Genomic DNA, 20,797 nt, shown 5'->3' on the forward strand with positions numbered 1-20,797 from the left:
GGGCGAGGACCGGGGCAGCCCGGGCTGTGCTCTGGCTGGTTGTCGCCTTGCTGGCGGGACGGCAGATGGCGGTGGTGCTGCGGCAGCCGCCCGGCGAACGGCTCACCGATCTGGAGACATGGATCGGTGAGAACGGTGTCCTGCATGTGACGGGATCGCTCTACGACAGCGACCGGTTCACCGGCACCCCCTTTGCCGGGCTGGTACTGAAGCCGCTGGCCCGGACGGCCGAACAGAACCTCGGCGTCGCCTGGACCTTCGGTTCATTGCTGCTCGTCGCCGCACTCGGCCTCGTCGCGGCCCGCGCCCTGCCGGGGCCCGTCTCCCGTCGCACCGCCCTGCTGGCCGCCCCCGTCGCGATCAGCCTGCTGATGCTGTCCCTGCCGGTCCGTAACGCCCTCCACCTCGGCCAGACCAGCATCCTGCCGGTCCTGCTGGTGCTCCTCGGCTGTTTCGTGGCCCGGGGAGAACGCGCGTCCGGCGTACTGATCGGGGTCGCGGCAGCGCTCCAGCCGACCGTGCTGCTCTTCGCCGTCCTGCTGTGGCTGACAGGCCGCCGCCGGGCGGCAGTGACCGGTGGCACCGCATTCGCCGCCTGCACCGCGCTGGCCTGGGCCGTGATGCCGCACGACTCCTGGTCGTACTGGGTGCACCATGTCGCGGGCGCCGGACTCGGCGACAGCGCGGACCACCTCGCCAACCAGTCCCTGCACGGCGCGCTGCTCCGCTTCGGCCTGGCGGGCCCGCTCGAGGTCGGGCTGTTCCTGCTGCTGGCCGCCGCTGTCTGCTATGTCGGGCTGCGGCGAGCCGTGCGGTACGCGAACGACGGCCAGTTGCTCCTCGCCGTCGCCGTGACCGGCTGTGTCGCCGTCGCCGTCGCCGTCTCGCCGACCGCCTGGCAGCACCAGCTGCTGTGGGTGCTCCTTGCCGTGGTCGGCCGGGCCGGCGAGCGGGCCGCCGACCGGCTGGTGTGGCCGGCCATCGTGGTGCTCGTGATCACGCTGCCCGGGAAGATACTTCTGCCGAACACCCCGGTCGCCTTCCCGGTGCGGGACAACGTGCTGCTCCTCGCTGCGCTGGGCGCCGCCTGCGCCGCGCCGTTCCTGCCGCGTACCTCGCCGTACTGGCAGCGGCCGATCGCCACGGACTACGCCGTCCCGGTTCCGGCCCGTTGGAGCCGCGTACCGCTGCTGCCGTTCTGGCGACGGGTGCTCAGCCGTCCCAACCTGCTGCTCGAACTCCTGCTGATCCGGGTCGTCTACTCGGGGTATGCGCACGTCAGGCTGGCGGCGACGGCCGGTCGAGGCACCGCCGAAGCGCACGGCCGGCAGATCCACTCGCTCGAGAAGTGGATGCACATCGACATCGAGCACTGGGCCAACCACGCGGTCGTCCACATCGGCTGGCTGAAGAGCTTCTTCGACTACTACTACTCGACGTTCCACTTCATCGTGCCGCTGGCCATCCTCGGTGTGCTGTACGTACGACGCCCCGCGGACTACCGCTGGGCCCGCTCCACCCTCGGCTTCGCCACCCTGGTCGCGCTGCTCGGCTTCTGGCTGTACCCGCTGGCGCCGCCGCGGCTGATGCCGGGGCTCGGCTTCATCGACACGGTCCATGGTGTCCAGGACTTCGCGAAGCCGGACTACGGGACGCTCACCTCGATGACCAACCAGTACGCGGCAATGCCCTCGCTGCATTTCGGCTGGTCGCTCTGGTGCGGCGTCATGATCGTGATGCTGGCCCCGAAGCTGTGGATGAAGGCGCTCGGACTGCTGCACCCGCTGTTCACCGTCTCGGCGATCGTCGCCACCGCCAACCACTGGGTGCTCGACGCGGTGGGCGGGGCGTTGGTCATCGGGCTCGGCTTCGTGCTCACCCACGTGCTCGCGGGACCGCGGAAGCTGCAGCCGGTGGCGGACCGGGCAGCCGGGGCGGAACGGAAACCGCCCCATCGCGCCGCTGCCGCGGAGGCGACCGGCGAGACGGTGAGCAGCAAGACCTGAGTGGCGACCGGCTGCACGCGTGCCGAAGGGGTGCCGGAACGACCTGTGTCGTCCGGCACCCCTTCGGCGTGGATCGCCGCTTACCAAGCATCCGCCTGCCCCGGGCGGCCCGCCACTCGAACAGCTCACCGCTCACTCGAACAGCCCAAGGGGCGGTCAGTGGGACGGCCCGAGCGCCCAGGCGGCGAACGACAAGGTGGCCATGGAAGCGACCGTGGATGCGACGACGGAGTTGCGGGCGAGCCTGGTGTCCAGACCGTACTGGCGGGCGTAGATGAAGGCGTTCTGGTCCGTCGGCAGCGCGGAGCACACCACCACGGCCAGCAACTGATGGTCCGGCAGCCGCAGCAGCGGGCCGCCGACGAGGAATGCGATCAGTGGCTGGACCAGCGTCTTCAGCACGACGGCGACTCCCACCTCCGCACGCTCCCCGGAATCCGCCACCCCCTCTGATGGTGCGCCGGCCGCCGCCGGGCGTCCGTTCAACGACAGGCCGAGGGTGATCAGGGCCGTGGGCACCGCTGCCGCGCCGAGCAGATCGCAGGAGTGCGTGAGGGCGGTCGGCAGTCGCAGCCCGATCGCGGAGACGGCGACGCCGAACATCGAGGCCATGATGATCGGGTTGCGGACCGGCATGGTCAGCATCCGCCGGAAGGTGACGCCCTTTCCGGGGCCGGCCCCCGTCCCCGTGTCCAGCAGTGTCAGGATCACGGGGGAGACCAGCAGCACCTGGAACAGGATGATCTGTGCGACGAACGACGCGTCGCCCAGCACCTGAACCGCCACCGGGATGCCGAGATTCGCGGAGTTCACGTAGCCGGACGCCATGCTGCTGATCGCCTGGTCGGCGGTCTTGCGGCCGAAGAGGCGCCGGGCCAGGACGAAGCCGAGGGCGGAGACGAGCGCCGTGCCCGTGGCGAAGGCCACCATCGACGAGTTCACGAAGGCGTCCAGCCGTGCGCCGGAGACCATGATGAACAGAGCTGCGGGCATGGCCACGTGGAAGACGAACCGGCCGAGCACGGCTTCCGCCTGTTCTCCGAGGAGGCCGCTGCGGCCGACCACGTAACCGATGCCGGTGAGCATCCAGATGGGGGCGAAGCCGGAGAGCAGGGCGTGCATGGACGCCATGATCCTCGTACGCCGCTGCGCCTCCGGGAGCGGGGGGTGCGGGCAGGCCGGGGGATGGGCAGCGGCTGCGGACAGGTCGCGGGGCGCGGACGGGCGGCGGGGGCCGGGGCGTAGGGGGGAAGGCCCCCGCCGCCCGAATCCGCGAAGCGGTCAGCCGGTGGGCGTACCGGCCTTGTCCGCCGCGCCGGCCGTGCTGACCTGTAGTTGCTTGATCCCGTTGAGCCAGGCGGAGCGCAGCCGCCGCGGGTCGCCGACCAGCCGCAGGTCCGGCAGCACGTCCGCGATCGCGTTGAAGATCAGGTTGATCTCCATGACGGCGAGGGACTTGCCGAGACAGAAGTGCGGTCCGCCGCCACCGAAGCCGAGATGGGGGTTGGGGTCCCGGGAGATGGAGAAGGCCTCCGGGTTCTCGAAGACCTCGGGGTCGTTGTTGGCGGAGGAGTAGAACAGCCCGACCCTGTCCCCCTTCTTGATCTGCTGCCCGCCCAGGTCGACGTCCTGGGTGGCGGTCCGCTGGAAGGAGACCACTGGGGTGGCCCAGCGCACGATCTCCTCGGCGGTCGTCCCCGGGCGCTCGCGCTTGTACAGCTCCCATTCGTCGGGGTGGGTCAGGAAGGCGTGCATGCCGTGGCTGATGGCGTTACGAGTGGTCTCGTTGCCGGCGACGGCGAGGAGGATCACGAAGAAGCCGAACTCGTCGGAGGAGAGGTTGCCTTCGCCCTCCGCGGCGACCAGCTGGGAGACGATGTCCTTGGCCGGGCACTCCTTGCGCTCCACCGCCAGGTTCATCGCGTACGAGACGATCTCCATGGCCGCCTCGGTGCCGACCTCTTCGGTGATCGCGTACTCGGGATCGTCGTACGCGGCCATCTTGTTGGACCAGTCGAAGATCTTCGACCGGTCCTCCTGCGGTACGCCGATGAGCTCGGCGATGGCTTGAAGCGGCAGTTCGACGGCGATGTTGGTGACGAAGTCGAAGGAGCCGTCGTCGTCGGCGGTGGCGAGTGCCGTCTCGACGATCGAGCGGGCGCGGCTGCGCAGCGCCTGCTCCAGGGACCGGATCGCACGGGGTGTGAAGCCGCGCTGGACGATCTGGCGGACCCGGGTGTGCTCGGGCGGGTCCATATTCAGCATGATCAGCTTCTGGACCTCGATCTGGTCGCGGCTGATCGACTCGTTGAAGCGGATGACTGCCGTGTTGGTGTAGGACGAGAACAGTTCAGGGTGGGTGGAGACGTACTTGACGTCCGCATGCCGGGTGACCACCCAGTAGCCCTCGTCGTCGAATCCGGAGATACCGGCCGGCTGGGTGCACCACCAGACCGGGGCGGTCTCCCGCATCCGGACGAACTCCGGGTGCGGGATGCGGGATTGGAGCAGGTCGGGATCGGTGAAGTCGAACCCTTCGGGCAGATGAGGGCAGGGCATCGGCAACTCCAGGTCGGTCCGAGGGCCGCCCGAGCCATGCCTGACGACCCATCAGAAGTTGCCGGAAAGGTAGTAACGAGTTCTACAACCCGCAAGGGCCATGGCCGGATCTGTTGCGTGAAGACTGGGTGCGCCAGGCAGGAAGTGGGTGCAAGGTGCGTGCACGGCTCTTGCGTACCGGGGGTAAGCCTCATAAGACTGCTTGCAGAACTAGAACGCGTACTAGTTCCTTCCGTGGGCGCCGGGACGCCCCCTGCGGAAGTGCGAGGAGAGGACGAGCTCATGGCCGCGGAACCCGTCATCGTCGAAGCCGTACGCACCCCCATCGGCAAGCGCGGAGGCGCGCTCGCCAATCTGCACCCCGCCTATCTGCTGGGCGAGACCTACCGTGAACTCCTCGGCCGCACCGGCATCCATGCCGACTGCGTCGAACAGATCGTCGGCGGAACGGTCACCCATGCCGGCGAACAGTCAATGAACCCGGCGCGCAACGCCTGGCTCACCGTGGGACTACCGTACGAGACCGCCGCCACCACCGTGGACTGTCAGTGCGGCTCCTCGCAGCAGGCTTCCCACATGGTCGCCAACATGGTCGCCGCCGGAGTCATCGACGTCGGAATCAGCTGCGGTGTCGAGGCCATGTCGCGCGTACCGCTGGGCAGCGGCTCCAAGCACGGCCCCGGGAAGCCCTGGCCGGACGAGTGGAACGTCGATCTGCCCAACCAGTTCGAGGCCGCCGAACGCATCGCCCGCAAACGCGGTCTCACGCGGGAGAACGTCGACTCGCTCGGGCTGATCTCGCAGGAGCGGGCAGCCGTGGCCTGGGCCGAGGAACGCTTCAAACGGGAGACGTACGCGGTCCAGGTGCCGACCACCGAGGAGGAGCAGGCGGCGGGACAGGGTATGTGGCGCCTCGTCGACCACGACGAAGGGTTGCGGGACACCACCATGGAGGGGCTCGCCCGGCTCAAGCCGGTCATGCCCACCGCCATCCACACCGCGGGCAACTCCTCGCAGATCTCCGACGGTGCCTGCGCGATCATGTGGGCGTCCAAGCGGATGGCGCGGGCGCTCAAACTCAAGCCGCGTGCCCGGATCGTCGCCCAGGCACTGGTCGGCTCCGACCCGCACTTCCATCTCGACGGCCCGATCGACGCGACCCGTGCGGTGCTCGGCAAGGCCGGGATGTCGCTGAGGGACATCGACCTCGTCGAGATCAACGAGGCGTTCGCGTCAGTGGTGCTGAGCTGGGCGCAGGTCTTCGATCAGGATCTGGAGAAGGTCAACGTCAACGGTGGGGCCATCGCGCTCGGCCATCCGGTGGGCGCCACCGGGGCCCGGCTGATCACCACTGCACTGCACGAACTGGAGCGCAGGGACAAGGAGTTCGCGCTCATCACCATGTGTGCGGGCGGGGCGCTGGCCACCGGCACGATCATCCAGCGGCTCTGAGGACGATCCGCGGCCGGGGGTGGTGCCAGATGCACCCCGGCCGGGGGTCACGCCGTCCGGGCAGGCCGAAGGCCCCGACCGGAACCCGGTCGGGGCCTTCGTGTGAGGCTGCTTGCCACCGGCTCAGTACCAGTGGTTGGCCTGCCAGAACGTCCAGGCGGCGCACGGGCTGCCGTAGCGGGAGTTCATGTAGTCCATACCCCACTTGATCTGGGTCGTGGGGTTGGTCTTCCAGTCGGCGCCGGCCGAGGCCATCTTCGAGCCGGGCAGTGCCTGGACCAGGCCGTAGGCGCCCGAAGAGGCGTTGGTGGCGCTGGGGTTCCAGCCGCTCTCGTGCGACACGATGTTGCTGAAGCACTGGAACTGCGCCTCGTTGCCGATCATCGCTCGCGCCGTGCCCTGTACGCCGGTGGCGACGGACGCCGGTGCGGCCATGGCCGGAGTGACGCCGAGGCCCAGACCGGTGGCGCCGAGGACCGCGGCGGCTCCGGCCACGACAGCCTTGCGGCGAGCGGTGCGGGGCTGGGCGAGGATGTTACGGACGAACGACACAGGCGAACCTAACCGTTGGGGACGAGGGAGTCGCGGACCGAGCCCAACAGTGCGGGGACCGGTGCTCGTTGACCGCGTTCCGTTCCGGTGAACGCTTGCGGTGCTCGGCGACGTGACCAGTGTTAGCCGCGGCGTTCAATCGTGGCAATGACCCCTGATACGGCCTTGCCTCGCATCACGGACCGAAGGTCCCGAACCATCCCAAAAGGTTCCATAGCAGTTCGGAGGGGGTGAAGTGGGTTCCATGTACGGCTGGAAACGCTACTACTCCCGGTAGTGGAGGACTAAGGTCCTGTGGGCGCCTTCACGCCTTCGGGACCGTCGAATGTGACCTGGACCTCGAAGGACGCGCGGCGCGTGGCCCGTCGCAGCGCCTTCAGCAACGTGGAGCCGATGGTGAGGGTCAGCGCCATGGTCAGCACGGCCCGGCCCAGGTCCCAGCCCAGTGAGGTGGCCAGGCAGTACGCGAAGAAACGGACCAGATTCTCGGGCAGCGGGTCACCGGGGTGGAACGAGATGCCCGAGCCGAGGCCCGGCACGATCGTCCAGCCGTACAGGTTCATCACCGTGCCGTACGCGAACGCCGCCACACCGCCGTACGCCGCCAGCATCAGCAGCTCGGCCCGCCCGCGCAGGCGGTCCGGGGCCGGCAGCAGGCCGGCGCCCATCGTGAACCAGCCCATCGACAGCATCTGGAACGGCATCCATGGGCCCACCCCGCCGGTGAGCAGGGCGGACGCGAACATCGTCACCGAGCCGAGCACGAAGCCGAAGCCGGGGCCGAGCACCCGGCCGCTCAGCACCATCAGGAAGAACATCGGCTCCAGGCCCGCCGTACCGGCGCCGAGCGGACGCAGCGCGGCACCGACCGCGGCGAGCACGCCCAGCATCGCCACCGCCTTCGCGTCCAGGCCGGAGTCCGCGATGGTGGCGACGACCACACCGACCAGGAGCGGAAGCAGTGCGGCGAACAGCCACGGTGCGTCCTGGGAGTGGGCGAGACCGGAGTCCGCGTCCGCGAGCAGTGGCCAGCCGATGGAGACGACGCCGATCGCGCTGACGAGGAGGAGTGCGGCGATCGCACGGGGGCCCAGTCGTACGGGACGGCTTCGGCGGTCGCTCATGCGCCGGCCTCCAGCGCCCCGCGCACCTGCGTCACGGTCAGCCACTCCTGCGGGGCGAGGATCTTCGCGGTCTGCGGTGCGAACGCCGGTGACGAGACCACCACCTGCCGGGTCGGCCCGTCCGCGACGATCTCCCCGTCCGCGAGGATCACCACCCGGTGGGCCAGCTCGGCGGCGAGCTCCACGTCGTGCGTGGCCAGGACGATCGCATGTCCCTCGGCCGCCAAACCGCGCAGCACACGTATCAGCCGGGCCTTCGCCGCGTAGTCCAGACCGCGGGTCGGCTCGTCCAGCAGTAGGAGCGGGGGCCGCGCGGTCAGCACGATGGCCAGCGCCAGGGCGAGCCGCTGCCCCTCGGAGAGATCGCGGGGGTGGGTGTCGTCCGGTACGTCGGGCAGCAGCTCGGAGACCAGGGCCCGGCAGCTGCCCGCCGCCGCGCCCGCGTCGGCGTCGGCCGCCGCGCACTCGGCGGCGACCGTGTCCGCGTACAGCAGATCGCGCGGTTCCTGCGGTACGAGCCCGACCCGGCGCACCATGTCGCGCGGGTGCGTGCGGTGCGGGGCCCGGCCGCCGACGAGAACGGTGCCGGTCGTGGGCCCGACCAGGCCGACGAGGGCGGCGAGCAGCGTGGACTTGCCCGCGCCGTTGCGGCCCATCAGGGCGACGGTCTCGCCCGGTGCGACGGAGAGCGTCACCCGGCGCAGCGCCTCGACACGCCCGCGCCGCACCCCCAGGCCCTGGACCCGGGTGGTCGCTTCCGCCGCAGCTTCGGGAGCGGACCGGGGAGCGGGCGTGGGCCGGCGCCCGAACAGACCACGGCGTACGGGAGCGGCCGCGGGCAGCGGCGCCGGGGCGGTGGGCGCCGACGGAGCGGGCGACGGCGGTTCGGCCGAGGCCAGCCGCTCCCGCAGATCCGTCGCGCGGCGCCGTGCGTCGCGTACCGACAGCGGCAGCGGATCCCAGCCCGCCAGCCGGCCCAGGGCCACCACCGGCGGGTGGACCGGGGAGACCGCCATGATGTCGGCGGGGGCGCCCATCACCGGTGCGGCACCCGGCGACGGCAGCAGGACGACCTGGTCCGCGTACTGGACGACGCGTTCCAGGCGGTGCTCCGCCATCAGGACCGTCGTGCCCAGATCGTGCACCAGCCGCTGGAGCACCGCGAGGACCTCCTCGGCCGCCGCCGGGTCCAGCGCGGACGTCGGTTCGTCGAGGACCAGGACCTTGGGGTGCGGGGTCAGCACCGAGCCGATCGCGACCCGTTGCTGCTGGCCGCCGGAGAGCGTGGCGATCGGCCGGTCGCGCAGCCCGGCGAGGCCCAGCAGGTCGAGGGTCTCCTCGACCCGCCGTCGCATCACGTCGGGGGCGAGTCCCAGCGACTCCATGCCGTACGCCAGCTCGTCCTCGACGGTGTCGGTGACGAAGTGGGAGAGCGGGTCCTGCCCCACCGTGCCGACCAGATCGGCGAGTTCGCGTGGTTTGTGGGTACGCGTATCACGGCCGTCGACCGTCACCCTGCCGCGCAGCGTGCCGCCCGTGAAGTGCGGTACGAGACCGGAGACGGCGCCCAGCAGCGTCGACTTGCCGACCCCCGAGGGGCCGACGAGCAGCACCAACTCGCCCTCGGGGACGATCAGATCGACCCCGGACAGGGTCGGGCGCGCCGCCCCCTCGTACTGCACCGAGACCTGCTCGAACCGGATCACTGGCGCTCCTCGGAGTTCGCGACGGCCGCAACGGGCGGTGCGGGCGCCACCACTGCGGGCAACAGCCCGATCAGCACCGCCGCCGCGGGCCACAGCGGGAACACCGGCGCCGCCAGCGGTACGACTCCGGGATGCAGCGCCTCCGTGTCGGCACTGCCCGCCCAGATCATCGCCGCCGCGACCACCGCACCCGACCCGGCCACCATCCAGGCCCTGGCCCCCCACCGGTCGGGCCGGTAGCGGGTGCGGACCGAGCGGGCACCGCCGAGCCGGAGCCCGGCCATCGCGGCGACGAGTCCGGCGAACAGCAGCGGCAGCCCGTACACCGCACCCTGTGAGGCCAGCAGAGCGTACGTGCCGGCGCAGACCCCCAGCAGCCCGCCGAGCGTGAGGACGTTCGTCGTGTGCCGGACGGCGCGCGGCACCTGGGCCGTACGCCCGTATCCGCGTGCGTCCATCGACGCCGCCACCGCCACCGACCGCTCCAGCGCGCCCTCCAGCACCGGCAGTCCGATCTGCAGGACGGCCTTGATGCCACCGGCCGGGCGGCCCCGCAGCCGCCGTGCGGTGCGCAGCCGCACCACATCGGCAACCATGTTCGGTGCGAACGTCATCGCGACGACGACCGCGACACCCGCCTCGTACAGGGCGCCCGGCAGCGACTTCAGCAGCCGGGCCGGGTTGGCGAGCGAGTTCGCCGCGCCGATGCAGATCAGCAGGGTGGCCAGCTTCGCCCCGTCGTACAGCGCGAAGAGCAGCTGTTCGGCGGTGACCCGGCCGCCGATCCTGACGCCCTGCGCCCAGTCGGGCAGCGGCACTTCGGGCAGGGTGAACACCGGGTGCGTACCGGGGATCGGCGAGCCGAGAAAGACGGAGAACAGCAGCCGCACGCCTACGACGAACAGCCCGATCCTGATGAACGCCCCGTACGAACGGGCCCACGGCGCATCCGTCCGGCGCGCCGCCACGACGTAACCGGCCACCCCCACCAGCAGCCCGAGCAGCAGTGGATTGCTGGTCCGGGAGGCGGCGGTGGCCAGCCCGAGCGCCCACAGCCACCAGGCCCCGGCGGGCAGGGCGTTGCTGCGGGTCGCCTCGAGGGCACGCAGGGCAGGGACCTGCCGGGCCGTGCCGGCGGAGACGGTCATCCGCGGCGGCGGCGGGCCTGCACGACCGCGGCGACGCCGAGCAGAAGGACGGCGGCGACACCGGCGAGCATCCCGGCGGACGGACCGCCGCGGCCACTCCCCGGGTGGGCGGAGGCGGACGGGCTCGCGGGCGCCTGCGACGTAGTGTCGGCGTGCCCGGTGCCGGAGACCTGCTCACCGCAGCCCGAGGCCGGATAGCCGGAGATCGCGCAGAGCAGTGCCTCACTGCTGTAGCGCAGCGGCTTGGCCACGGAGGCGAGGGCCTCCGCGGCGCTCGCGTCCTCGGCGACCTGCGCGCACGCGGTACGCGGCGCGGGCGGCGTCTCCCCGTCAGGGGCGTCCGCCGCCGTGCCGGGGTCGATGACGAGCGCGACCCGCTTGGTGCCGTCCTTGGCGGGGGTGTCCGCACAGATCGCCGCGAAGTCGGGGGCGCGGCGCGGCTTCGCCGAGTCCTGGGAGTCCTCGCTCACCGAGAACCGGAAGCCCTGCACCGCACCGTCGTCGGGCCGGACCAGCGACGGGCCCTGGGTGGCATACGTCCAGCCCGTCCCCTTGCCCTCCCAGAACGACCAATAGCGGTAGCCGGCCGCGTGGGCGGTGCCCGCGCCGAACAGGGTCAGGACGGCGCCGAGAACGAGCAGCAGGGCGCCCGCCGCCGGCCACCCGGATCGATTCCCCGCCCGGTTCACAGCTGCGGGCTCTTCCGGCGGCTGCTGATGAGGAAGCCGACACCGGCACCGGCGGCGAGACCGATACCGACGAGCCACCACACGCCGAGACCGGCGTCGTCGCTGGTGCCGTCCTGCGCCGCGTAGTCGCTGGTGGCCGGCGAGGGTGTGTGGACGGCGGCCGGCTTCGGTCCGGTCGCGTTCAGCCGCTCGACCAGGTCGACACCGCCGAAGTCGCGGGCATCGGCGCCGGACGTGTGCGCGGCCACGACCAACTGGGCGTAGGCGGCGGGGCCGTTCTGGGCCGCCCAGGGCGCGGCGTGCTTCTTCAGCCAGCCGAGCGCGTCGGCCGCTTTGTCCTGGTGGCCCGCGGCGGCCAGGGCGACGACCGCGTCCGCGGTGTTGCCGAAGTCGGGCTGCTCGGTGGTGTCGGTGGCGCCCGGCATCGGCGGCTGGTTGAGGTGGCCGGTCTTCGCGAGGGCACCCGCGAGATAGTGCGCGCCGTTCTGGGCGGCCTGCTCGGGCTTGACGACGGCGCCCTTGTGGCAGGTGGGCGCCTTGTCCTCGGACGCGGAATTGTTCCAGGCGGCCAGCCCCTTGCCCATGGAACCGAGCACACCGGCAGCGGTGGCGTCCGCGTTGGCGGCGAGCTTGCCGGCCTTGTCGGGCTGGTACGCGAACGCCCCGCCGTCCTTGCCGCCGCACGGGATCGCCAGCTCGAGCAGCGCGTCGTACGGCGTTTTGCCGCCCTCGGTCGTCACATCGCCGAGCCGCTGGCCCCGCTTGGCCAGGGCGCCGATCACGATCGAGGTGGAGTTGGCGTCGCTGGGCGAGCCCGGGTTGTAACCCCAGCCGCCGTCCTCGTTCTGAACGGACTTCAGCCAGGCGACCCCGTTGTCGACGGCATCGCCGTGCCCGCCGACCTCGGCGAGCGCCTGGACCGCGGCGGCGGTGGCGTTGGTGTCCGTCATGGTCTTCGCGTCGCACGGCTTGCTGACATCCGCGCGGTACGAGGCGTAGGCGCCGCTGTCACACTGCTGGGCGACCAGCCAGTCGACGGCCGCGGCCGCGGGGGTGACCCCTTCGAGCCGCTGGGCGATGAAGGCCAGCGACTGCCTCCAGACCCCGTCGTACGTCGGGTCCTTGGTGCCGTACAGCCCGGACGGCAGCGCGACGGACGGGGTGGGCGACGGAGACGGCGCCGCCACCGCGGCCGGGGCAGCGGCCGCACAGAGCACGGTGGCGGTGGCGGCGAGCGTTGCTGCGGTGCGGCGAACGGTCATGGTGGGCTGGGCCTCTCCTGCGGTGGGAACCGGGCACAGGCACACTCAGGCACCAGGCTCCGGCCCCGTATGCCTCGACGGTGCCGGTCACCGGGGTTCCGGTGACGCGAGCCGGTCACGACCGCGGACAGGGCATTCCGACTCACCGCTGTGTCAGCGGCTCACGGTTGCGTGGTCAGTGCCGGATTCGCACCGGCTTCCCCCTGAACGGGCATGATGACGACGCCCACACTCTACCGGGGCGTAGCCCGCCCCTTCGGGCGGAGGGGCGCCCGGGACGGCGACGTACGTCACCCGTGGGGCCGGGTCGGGACGGAGCGGAGCGGTGGGAGAGGAGGTCGGTCCCTGATGACGACCAGTGCCTCATCGCGAACCGTGGCCATGGTGTGGCCTCGTCGCGTTCAGGTGGAGGAGCGGCTCGGTGTCGGAAGGCCGTCGGCGAACCCCCTCACACCGCGATGTACGTCATCGGATCGCTCCCTGTCATCGCCTCCGCGCGCCCCAGCTTCACCAGTCGGCGGACGTGGGCCTCGGCCTCCGAGACCGCGATGTTCCGTGAGCCGTGCGGGATCTGTTCCCACGGCCGGTTCCACTCCATCCGCTCGGCCAGCTGCCACGGCGTCAACGGGGTGGCCAGCAGTGCGAGCAGGCCGGTCAGCCGCTCCTCGTGGTGGTCGAGGAGTTCCTGTACGCGCCGGGCCGCGTCCGGGAACGCGTGCTGGTGGGCGGGCAGCACCTCGGCGACCCCCAGCCGGCCGATGCGCTCCAGCGAGTCGAGGTAGTCGCCCAGTGGGTCGGTGACCGTCGCGTCGTCCGGGTCCTCGTACAGCCCGATGTGCGGGCTGATCCCGGGCAGCAGATGGTCGCCGGAGAAGAGCCGGCCGCGGCCGGGCAGGTTCGCCGGGTGGTCCTCCTCCAGATGCAGGCAGACATGGCCGGGGGTGTGGCCCGGCGTCCAGACCGCCCGGAGCCGGCGGCCCGCCAGGTCGAGCAGCTCGCCGGGGACGATCTCGCGGTCCGGGAGGGCGGCGCGCAGGCCGGGCAGGGTGCGCATCCGGCCGGCGGCGCGGGCGGCGCGCAGGGGGGCGAGGTGGTCCTCGGGGGCGCCGACCGCGGTGAGTTTCACCGCCAGGTAGGTCAGCCAGGTGCCCGGTTCGGACTCGCGGGTGCGGCGCACGATCGCGGTGTCCGCGGCGTGCATCGCGATCCAGGCCCCGGATGATTCGCGGACCTGGCCGGAGAGGCCGTGGTGGTCGGGGTGGTGGTGGGTGATGACCACGCCATGGATGTCGGTGATGCCGACTCCGATGGCGGTGAGGCCCGCGACCAGGGTGTCCCAGGCCTCCGGGTCGTCCCAGCCGGTGTCGATCAGGACCGGGCCGCGGCCGGTGTCCAGGACGTGTACCAGGGTGTGGCCGAGCGGGTTGTCCGGGATGGGGACCTTGATGGACCACACGCCGCCACCGTGCTCGGTCACCTGTGTCATGTGGTCCCCATCTCTCGTCCCGTCATGCGGCCGTGCTGCGCCGCATCCACTGTAACGAGAACTCGTTCCAGTAGTAGCCCTGGTCGACTATTCCTCCGAGGTCGATCGCCGTCGGATCCGTGGACTCCTGGAACTGGAACTGGTATCAGTTCTGACACGGAGTCAGGTATGGAGTCAGGTGCGGAGTCGGTACGTGCCGGGTCGCGGGAGGCAGCAGCCATGACCGAGCTTGTCGAACACGGAAAACTGTTCATCGGCGGGGAGTTGGTCGATCCGCTCGGCCAGGATGTCATCGAGGTGATATCGCCCCACACCGAGCAGGTCATCGGCCGGGTTCCGCACGCCTGTGAGGCGGACGTGGACCGGGCTGTCGACGCCGCCCGCCGGGCCTTCGACGAAGGGCCCTGGCCGCGGGCGTCCCTCGACGAGCGGATCGAGGTGATCACGCGGATCAAGGACGCGTTCGCCGTGCGGTACGAGGAGATCGCCCGCGTCATCAGCTCCGAGAACGGAACCCCGTACAGCTCCAGTGTGATGGTGCAGGCGCTCGCCGCGATGATGGTGTGGGACGCGGCGATCACCGTCGCCCGTACCTTCCCGTACGAGGAACGGCGCGACGGCGTCCTCGGGCCGCTGCTGGTGCGCCGGGAGCCGGTCGGCGTCGTCGCGGCCGTCGTGCCGTGGAACGTCCCGCAGTTCACCGCCGCCGCCAAACTCGCGCCCGCGCTGCTGGCCGGCTGCACGGCCGTCCTCAAGGTCTCGCCCGAATCGCCCCTGGACGCCTACATCCTGGCCGAGATCGCCGCCGAGGCCGGGCTTCCCGAGGGCGTGCTGTCGATCCTCCCGGCGGACCGTGAGGTCAGTGAGTACCTCGTCGGGCATCCGGGCGTCGACAAGGTGTCGTTCACCGGCTCCGTCGCGGCCGGCCGCCGGGTCATGGAGGTCGCTTCGCGCAACCTCACCCGGGTCACCCTGGAGCTGGGCGGCAAGTCCGCCGCCGTCATCCTCCCGGACGCCGATCTCGACGCGGCCGTCGCGGGCATCGTCCCGTTCGCCTGGATGATCAACGGCCAGGCCTGTGTCGCCCAGACCCGCATTCTCGTCCCGCACTCCCGCTACGACGAGATCGCCGAGGCGTTCGCCGCCGCGGCGGGCGCTCTGAAGGTCGGCGACCCGCTCGACCCCACCACCGAACTCGGCCCGCTGGTCGCGCGGCGTCAGCAGCAGCGCTCCCTCGACTACATCCGGATCGGCCAGGAGGAAGGCGCCAAGATCCTTACGGGCGGCGGCCGTCCGGCCTCCCAGGAGCGTGGCTGGTACGTCGAGCCGACCCTCTTCGGGTCCGTCGACAACTCCATGCGCATCGCCCGCGAGGAGATCTTCGGCCCGGTCATCTGCCTGCTGCCGTACGGCGACGAGGCGGAGGCGGTGAAGATCGCCAACGACTCGGAGTACGGGCTCAGCGGCAGCGTCTGGACCGCCGACACCGAGCGCGGCATCGATATCGCCCGCCGGGTCAGGACCGGCACGTACAGCGTCAACACGTTCAGTCTCGACATGCTCGGACCGTTCGGCGGCTACAAGAACTCCGGCCTGGGACGGGAGTTCGGCCCCGAGGGGTACGGCGAGTACTTCGAGCACAAGATGATCCATCTGCCCGCCGGGTACCAGCCCGCGCAGCCCGGACCGCAGGAGGCGTGATGGGGGACCGCTGGCACGTGGAGGTCGACCGGAGTGTCTGCATCGGCTCCGGGATGTGCGTGAACCACGCTCCGGACGGCTTCCGGCTGGACTCCGCCCGGCAGTCGCACCCGGACGCCCCGGAGACCGACGCCAACGAGCAGGTGCTCGCGGCCGCGGAGGGGTGTCCCGTCGAGGCGATCACGCTGACGCTGCCCGACTCGGGCGAGGTGGTGTTCCCGCCGGAGGACTGAGGCCTCTGCCCCGCGGGGGGAATGTGAGCGCGAGGTGCGGCCCGACGCGGGACCGTCGGGCCGCACCGTCGACGGACGGGTACTACGCGGTGCAGCCGGTGTCGGCGATCACGAAGTAGCCCGCCGGTGATTCCCGCAGGGTGTGCGTGACGAACACGTTGTACAGCCCCATGTTCTGTTCGGACCCGTCGGCGTACACATAGCCGCCCGTGGTGTGCGCCCTGCCCGCCGCCACCTGGGCGTAGTTGGTCGCCGTGTAGCAGGCGCCGCCACCCGTCCCGCCGGTCGTGGTCGCCGTCACCGCGGCCGAGACCGTACCGACCGCGCCCGATCCGTCGACGGCCGCCACCGTGTAGCGGTACCCGGTCCCGGCGGACAGCCCCGTGTCGGTGAACGCCGTCGACGTGGGCCGGCCGACCTCGGTGCCGTTGCGGTAGACGGCGTACGAGGAGGCTCCCGTCACCGCGCTCCAGGACAGCGAGGCACTGGTGCCCGTGACACCGGTGACCGTCAGACCGGAGGGAGCCGGGAGCGGGTTCTCGCCGCCGCCGGGTGCGCCCTGGTCCAGCCCCCAGAAGACGCCGGTGTAGTACGACGAGCAGATCGAGTTCAGGAAGTACGCGGCTGTGGACCCGCACCGATCGGTCCCCGAGCCGGGGGAGACGGCCAGGCCGTGGCCCATGCCGGAGATGGAGTACGTCTCCACCGCGGGCTTCCCGGACGCGTCGTTGTAGACGCTCCGGGTGGTGTTGCCGGGGAGGGTGTCGGTGCTCGACGGGGTCTGGCCGATTCCCCACACATCGGTCCACTGGTCACGCAGCGCGGTCGCGTTGGCCGGGTACACCGTGTAGTCGGACGTGCCCTGCCAGATGGCGACCCGCGGCCATGGGCCGGTGTAGCCGGGGTAGCCGGCGCGGACCTTGTCGCCCCACTGGGCAGGGGTCAGCTTCTGCGGGCCCGTCTGGCAGCCGGAGGCGGCGGCCTGGCTGGTGGCGCACTGCGCGGGCAGACCGGACGCCACGGAACCGCCCGCGAACACGTCCGGGTACGCGGCCAGCAGGTCTGCGGTCATCCCGCCGCCCGCCGACAGGCCGGTGACGTACACCCGCCGCCCGTCGGAGCCGTACTGCTGCTTCGCGTGCTCCACCATCTGCACGACGGAGGCGGCCTCGCCCTTGCCCCGGGTGTCCTCGGCCGGATCGAACCAGCCGAAGCAGGAGAGCGAGTTGTTGGCGGACGTGGTCTGCGGGAAGACCACGGCGAACTTCCACAGGTCGGCGTATTTCGGCCAGCCCGAGTTGGTGTAGTAGTCGTTGGCCGTCTGCGTACAGCCGTGCAGGGCGATCACCAAGGGCGCGCCCGCGGGCAGATCGGCGGGGGCGTACTCGTACATCTGCAGGTTGCCGGGGTTCGTGCCGAAGCCGGTGACCTGCTGCAGGCCGCCGGCGGCAGCGGCGGGCTGGGTGGCGCCCACGGTGCTCAGCGTCGCCGCGACGACGCCGAGGACAGCCGTGGACGCGACGCGCCGTAGCAGGCGTCGCAGGATCGATGGGCGCACGGGGGCCTCCCTGTTCGGAACGTGCGGGCGTTCGGACATGCGGACTGTTGCCGGAACCTACGAGTCCGGGCCGTCCCCGCCCATGGGGCGGGCTGACATCCCTCGGGCCCGGCTGTGTGCGGCGCCGCCCTTGCGCCGCGAGCACCGGCGGGGAGCCGTCGTTGACATCGAGTGCGCTCGAAAATGCAAACTTCGGGTCAGCAACGCCCGTATCCGCCAAGGGCTGTTGGAAGGGAGACGGAAACTGGACGCCGCCCACTGACCACCCGCACCATGTACGCCGCCACCATGGCGACGTACGACGGTGTGTGCACCGACCCCGTGTGACGTGGGCTTCGACCTCCTTACGGTGACGACCATGGAGACTCCCCAGAGCCCGGTCCACGGGCCCGCGCCGCTCACCGTTCCGCCGCCCCGCGCCGCCGCTCCGTCACCGTCGCCCGCAGATCCGTTCCTGGCCGGGCGCACCGCCCTGGTGACCGGTGCGGCAAGCGGCATCGGGCAGGCCTGCGCCGAGGCCCTCGCCGCCGCGGGCGCCCACGTGTACGTGGTGGACAAGGCCGCCGACGCGGCCAAGAGCCTGGCGGAGCGGATCGGCGGAACGGCCTGGGTGGTCGACCTGTCCGTACCCGAGGCGGTGGACACGCTGCCGGACGACGCGGACCTGGTGGTCAACAACGCGGGGCTGCAGCACGTCGCTCCCGTGCACGAGTTCCCGCCGGACCGGTTCGCGCTGATCCACCGGGTCATGGTGGAGGCACCGTTCCGCATCTTGCGCCGCACCCTGCCCGGCATGTACGAACGAGGCTGGGGGCGCGTCGTCAACATCTCGTCCGTCCACGGGCTGCGCGCCAGCCCCTACAAATCGGCGTACGTATCGGCGAAGCACGCGCTGGAAGGACTCAGCAAGGTGGTCGCTCTCGAAGCGGCACCGCACGGGGTGACCAGCAACTGCGTCAATCCCGGCTACGTGCGCACCCCGCTCGTCGAGAACCAGATCGCCGACCAGGCCCGTACGCACGGCATCTCGGAGGAGGAAGTGGTCGGCAAGGTGATGCTGGAACGCAGCGCCATCAAGCGCCTCATCGAACCCCGGGAGGTCGCCGAGGCGGTGCTGTGGCTGTGCGGACCGCACACCGGGCACATCACCGGCACCTCGCTCGCGATGGACGGCGGCTGGACCGCTCACTGACACTCTCCAGGTACACATCGAATCCCCGACGAACGATGGCCGCCCATGTCTGCACCGCCCCCCTCCGCCGCGCCCCACCTTCGTCGCCTTCTCGACCTGCTGACCGAGGACGCTCCCGCCGAGGCACTGGGCGCCGTCTCCTCCGAGGCGCGGGCCGCCGGTGTGCCCGGGGGCGACCTCGCCGAGGTGGAGCGGGCCGCCGCCACCGCACTGCGGATCAGGGGCGCCCTGCGCCAGCACCGGCGCCGCGAGCTCCAGCTCACCGCGCTCTTCGACACCGCGGGCGATCTGGCGGCCTCCCGCGATCTGGACGACGTACTGAAGGCGATCGTCCGGCGGGCCAGGATGCTGCTCGGCACGGACACGGCGTATCTCACCCTCCCCGACGAGGAGGCGGGGGACACCTACATGCGGGTCACCGACGGTTCGGTGTCGGTTCTCTTCCAGGGGCTGCGGCTGGAGCTCGGCGAGGGGCTCGGCGGTCTGGTCGCGCAGACCGCGAGCCCGTACGCGACCCCCGACTACCGCACCGACAACCGCTTCCGTCACACCCGCAACATCAACGCCGGGGTCCTGGACGAGGGTCTCGTCGCCATTCTGGGTGTGCCCCTGCTCCTCGGCTCCAGCCGCGGCGGTACGGGGAAGGTCATCGGAGTCCTCTTCGCCGCCGATCGTGAGCCGCGCGTCTTCAGCCCCGACGAGGTCGCTCTGCTCTGCTCGCTCGCAGCCCACGCCGCAATCGCGATCGACACCGCCCGCGCCCTCGCAGACACCCGCTCGGCCCTCGACGAACTCGCCGGCGCCAACGCCGAGCTGGCCGAGGCCAACGCCGCGGTACGGGAGCACTCGGCCGCCATGCAGCGGGCCGAGGAGGCGCACGACCGGCTGACCGACCTGGTGCTGCGCGGCGGTGACGTCAAGGACGTCGCGGCGGCAGTCGCAGGGCTGCTGGACTCCCCGCTCACCATTCACGACCCGGGCGGGCGCCCGCTGGCGGCCGTCCGGCCCGACGGCGCGGGCCTCGCCGCCGACAGCATGGACGCCGGATGGCTCGCCGAGACCGCCGAGGAGTCCCGCACCGGAGCGCGCGCCGTGCACCGCGACGGCCGGTGGATCTGCGCCGTACTCGCCGGCCAGGAACTCCTGGCCCAACTGGTTCTGCACCAGCGCCGACGGCTCGACGACTCCGACCGGCGGCTCTTCGAACGCGCTGCCGTGGTCACCGGCCTCCTTCTCCTGCTGCGGCGCACGGTCGCCGAGACCGAGAACCGGATACGCGGCGAGCTGATCACCGACCTGCTGACCGACGCGGAACGCGACCCGGCCGGTCTCGCCGAGCGCGGCCGCCGCCTCGGTATCGACCTGGACCGCCCGCATCTGATGCTGGTGGCCGAGGCAGGCGCCCGGGAGAAGCTGTGTGCCGCTGCTCTGCGCTACCTGTTCGGCGGGGACACTCACGGGGTGAGCGCCGAACACGCGGGCACGGTGGTGCTGTTGGTCGCATGCGACGACGAGGATGCGGGCGCCGGTGACGCGGCGCGGGCGGCGGCGGCCCAGCTGGGCCAGCTCGTCCAGGCCCCCGTCACCGTCGCCGCCACCGGGCCGGCCCGCGGCCCGCGCGAGCTGGCCGCCGCCCACCGGGAGGCCGCCCGCTGCCTGCGCGCGATGCGGGTGCTGGGGCGTACGGGTGAGGGTGCCTGCGTCGACGAACTCGGCTTCCTCGGAGTGGTGCTGGGCAACGCGCAGGATGTCGACGGTTTCGTCGACGCGACGCTGGGGCCGCTGCTGCGGTACGACGCCCAGCGCGGCACCCAACTCGTGCGCACGCTGAGCGCGTACTTCGGTGCCGGGGGCAGCCTCATTCGCGCCAAGGACGAGCTTCACGTCCACGTCAATACGGTGGTGCAGCGGTTGGAGCGGATCCAGGTGCTGCTGGGGCGGGACTGGAACGAGCCGGACCGGGCGCTTGAGCTTCAGCTGGCGCTGCGGCTGAACCTGTTGGCGGGGGGCCAGGAGCGGTCGTGAACCGGGGCGGCCGGTTGCCGCCGTTCTGTCCTCAAGCGCCGGACGGGCTCGAGAGATGTCCTCAAGCGCCGGACGGGCCGGGTTCTGCCCGGGCGGGGTGGGTC

General features: G+C 71.5%; 16 protein-coding genes and 1 riboswitch. Of the genes, 6 read left to right on the forward strand and 10 right to left on the reverse strand.

Translation table 11 applies throughout. The features are described from left to right. Positions 1-26: 26 nt before the first annotated feature. Positions 27-2,006: a bifunctional glycosyltransferase 87/phosphatase PAP2 family protein gene (locus tag ACIA8E_RS08190; protein WP_399296035.1), complete on the forward strand. Its 1,980-nt coding sequence runs from the start codon at positions 27-29 to the stop codon at positions 2,004-2,006. Positions 2,007-2,162: 156 nt separating this feature from the next. Here the strand turns inward: ACIA8E_RS08190 and ACIA8E_RS08195 are convergent, their stop codons facing one another. After that, a complete protein-coding gene (locus ACIA8E_RS08195) occupies positions 2,163-3,137 on the reverse strand; it encodes an AEC family transporter (RefSeq protein ID WP_399295747.1) in 975 nt (324 codons plus the stop codon). Positions 3,138-3,287: 150 nt separating this feature from the next. Then, the gene (locus ACIA8E_RS08200; RefSeq protein WP_399295749.1) at positions 3,288-4,565 is read right to left on the reverse strand and encodes a cytochrome P450; all 1,278 of its coding nucleotides are present in this window, start codon (positions 4,563-4,565) and stop codon (positions 3,288-3,290) included. 282 nt (positions 4,566-4,847) lie between these two features. On the opposite strand from ACIA8E_RS08200, the gene ACIA8E_RS08205 reads away from it, so the two are divergent. Beyond that, the gene (locus ACIA8E_RS08205) at positions 4,848-6,017 is read left to right on the forward strand and encodes a steroid 3-ketoacyl-CoA thiolase (RefSeq protein ID WP_093774620.1); all 1,170 of its coding nucleotides are present in this window, start codon (positions 4,848-4,850) and stop codon (positions 6,015-6,017) included. A 123-nt stretch (positions 6,018-6,140) separates the two neighbouring features. Here ACIA8E_RS08205 and ACIA8E_RS08210 read toward each other — a convergent pair whose 3' ends face one another. The 7 genes from ACIA8E_RS08210 to ACIA8E_RS08240 form a co-directional block, all read right to left on the reverse strand. Next, a complete protein-coding gene (locus ACIA8E_RS08210; protein WP_399295751.1) occupies positions 6,141-6,569 on the reverse strand; it encodes a transglycosylase SLT domain-containing protein in 429 nt (142 codons plus the stop codon). Positions 6,570-6,853: 284 nt separating this feature from the next. Beyond that, the gene (locus tag ACIA8E_RS08215) at positions 6,854-7,693 is read right to left on the reverse strand and encodes an ECF transporter S component (protein ID WP_030970439.1); all 840 of its coding nucleotides are present in this window, start codon (positions 7,691-7,693) and stop codon (positions 6,854-6,856) included. After that, positions 7,690-9,399, reverse strand: a complete 1,710-nt coding sequence (locus ACIA8E_RS08220; protein WP_399295753.1) for an ABC transporter ATP-binding protein — start codon at positions 9,397-9,399, stop codon at positions 7,690-7,692. The genes ACIA8E_RS08215 and ACIA8E_RS08220 overlap by 4 nt, the downstream gene beginning before the upstream one ends. Continuing rightward, a complete protein-coding gene (locus ACIA8E_RS08225) occupies positions 9,396-10,547 on the reverse strand; it encodes an energy-coupling factor transporter transmembrane component T (protein ID WP_399295755.1) in 1,152 nt (383 codons plus the stop codon). The genes ACIA8E_RS08220 and ACIA8E_RS08225 overlap by 4 nt, the downstream gene beginning before the upstream one ends. Next, entirely contained in the window at positions 10,544-11,236 is a 693-nt protein-coding gene (locus tag ACIA8E_RS08230; protein ID WP_399295757.1) for an SCO2322 family protein, read from the reverse strand. Before ACIA8E_RS08230 ends, ACIA8E_RS08225 begins: the two co-directional genes overlap by 4 nt. Next, complete coding sequence (locus tag ACIA8E_RS08235) at positions 11,233-12,498, reverse strand: prenyltransferase/squalene oxidase repeat-containing protein (protein ID WP_399295759.1); 1,266 nt, start codon at positions 12,496-12,498, stop codon at positions 11,233-11,235. Before ACIA8E_RS08235 ends, ACIA8E_RS08230 begins: the two co-directional genes overlap by 4 nt. Positions 12,499-12,607: 109 nt before the next feature. After that, a riboswitch (cobalamin riboswitch) is annotated at positions 12,608-12,742 on the reverse strand. A gap of 204 nt (positions 12,743-12,946) precedes the next feature. Beyond that, positions 12,947-13,984, reverse strand: coding sequence for an MBL fold metallo-hydrolase (locus ACIA8E_RS08240; RefSeq protein ID WP_399295762.1), 1,038 nt, complete (start codon positions 13,982-13,984; stop codon positions 12,947-12,949). 219 nt (positions 13,985-14,203) lie between these two features. Between ACIA8E_RS08240 and ACIA8E_RS08245 the strand changes: the two genes are divergently transcribed. Together ACIA8E_RS08245 and ACIA8E_RS08250 are read left to right on the forward strand one after the other, a co-directional pair. Then, the gene (locus tag ACIA8E_RS08245) at positions 14,204-15,685 is read left to right on the forward strand and encodes an aldehyde dehydrogenase (protein WP_399295764.1); all 1,482 of its coding nucleotides are present in this window, start codon (positions 14,204-14,206) and stop codon (positions 15,683-15,685) included. Further along, on the forward strand, positions 15,685-15,918 hold the full coding sequence (locus ACIA8E_RS08250) for a ferredoxin (RefSeq protein ID WP_399295766.1): 234 nt from the start codon (positions 15,685-15,687) through the stop codon (positions 15,916-15,918). The genes ACIA8E_RS08245 and ACIA8E_RS08250 overlap by 1 nt, the downstream gene beginning before the upstream one ends. A gap of 82 nt (positions 15,919-16,000) precedes the next feature. Here the strand turns inward: ACIA8E_RS08250 and ACIA8E_RS08255 are convergent, their stop codons facing one another. Further along, positions 16,001-17,476: a PHB depolymerase family esterase gene (locus tag ACIA8E_RS08255; RefSeq protein ID WP_399295768.1), complete on the reverse strand. Its 1,476-nt coding sequence runs from the start codon at positions 17,474-17,476 to the stop codon at positions 16,001-16,003. 358 nt (positions 17,477-17,834) lie between these two features. Here ACIA8E_RS08255 and ACIA8E_RS08260 point away from each other — a divergent pair, with 358 nt between their 5' ends. Next, positions 17,835-18,668: a 3-hydroxybutyrate dehydrogenase gene (locus ACIA8E_RS08260; protein ID WP_030926035.1), complete on the forward strand. Its 834-nt coding sequence runs from the start codon at positions 17,835-17,837 to the stop codon at positions 18,666-18,668. Positions 18,669-18,713: 45 nt separating this feature from the next. Continuing rightward, positions 18,714-20,693, forward strand: coding sequence for a helix-turn-helix domain-containing protein (locus ACIA8E_RS08265; RefSeq protein WP_399295770.1), 1,980 nt, complete (start codon positions 18,714-18,716; stop codon positions 20,691-20,693). The last annotated feature ends 104 nt before the right edge of the window (positions 20,694-20,797 follow it).

It is taken from the genome of Streptomyces sp. NPDC051664 (assembly GCF_044453545.1).
Classification (GTDB): domain Bacteria; phylum Actinomycetota; class Actinomycetes; order Streptomycetales; family Streptomycetaceae; genus Streptomyces.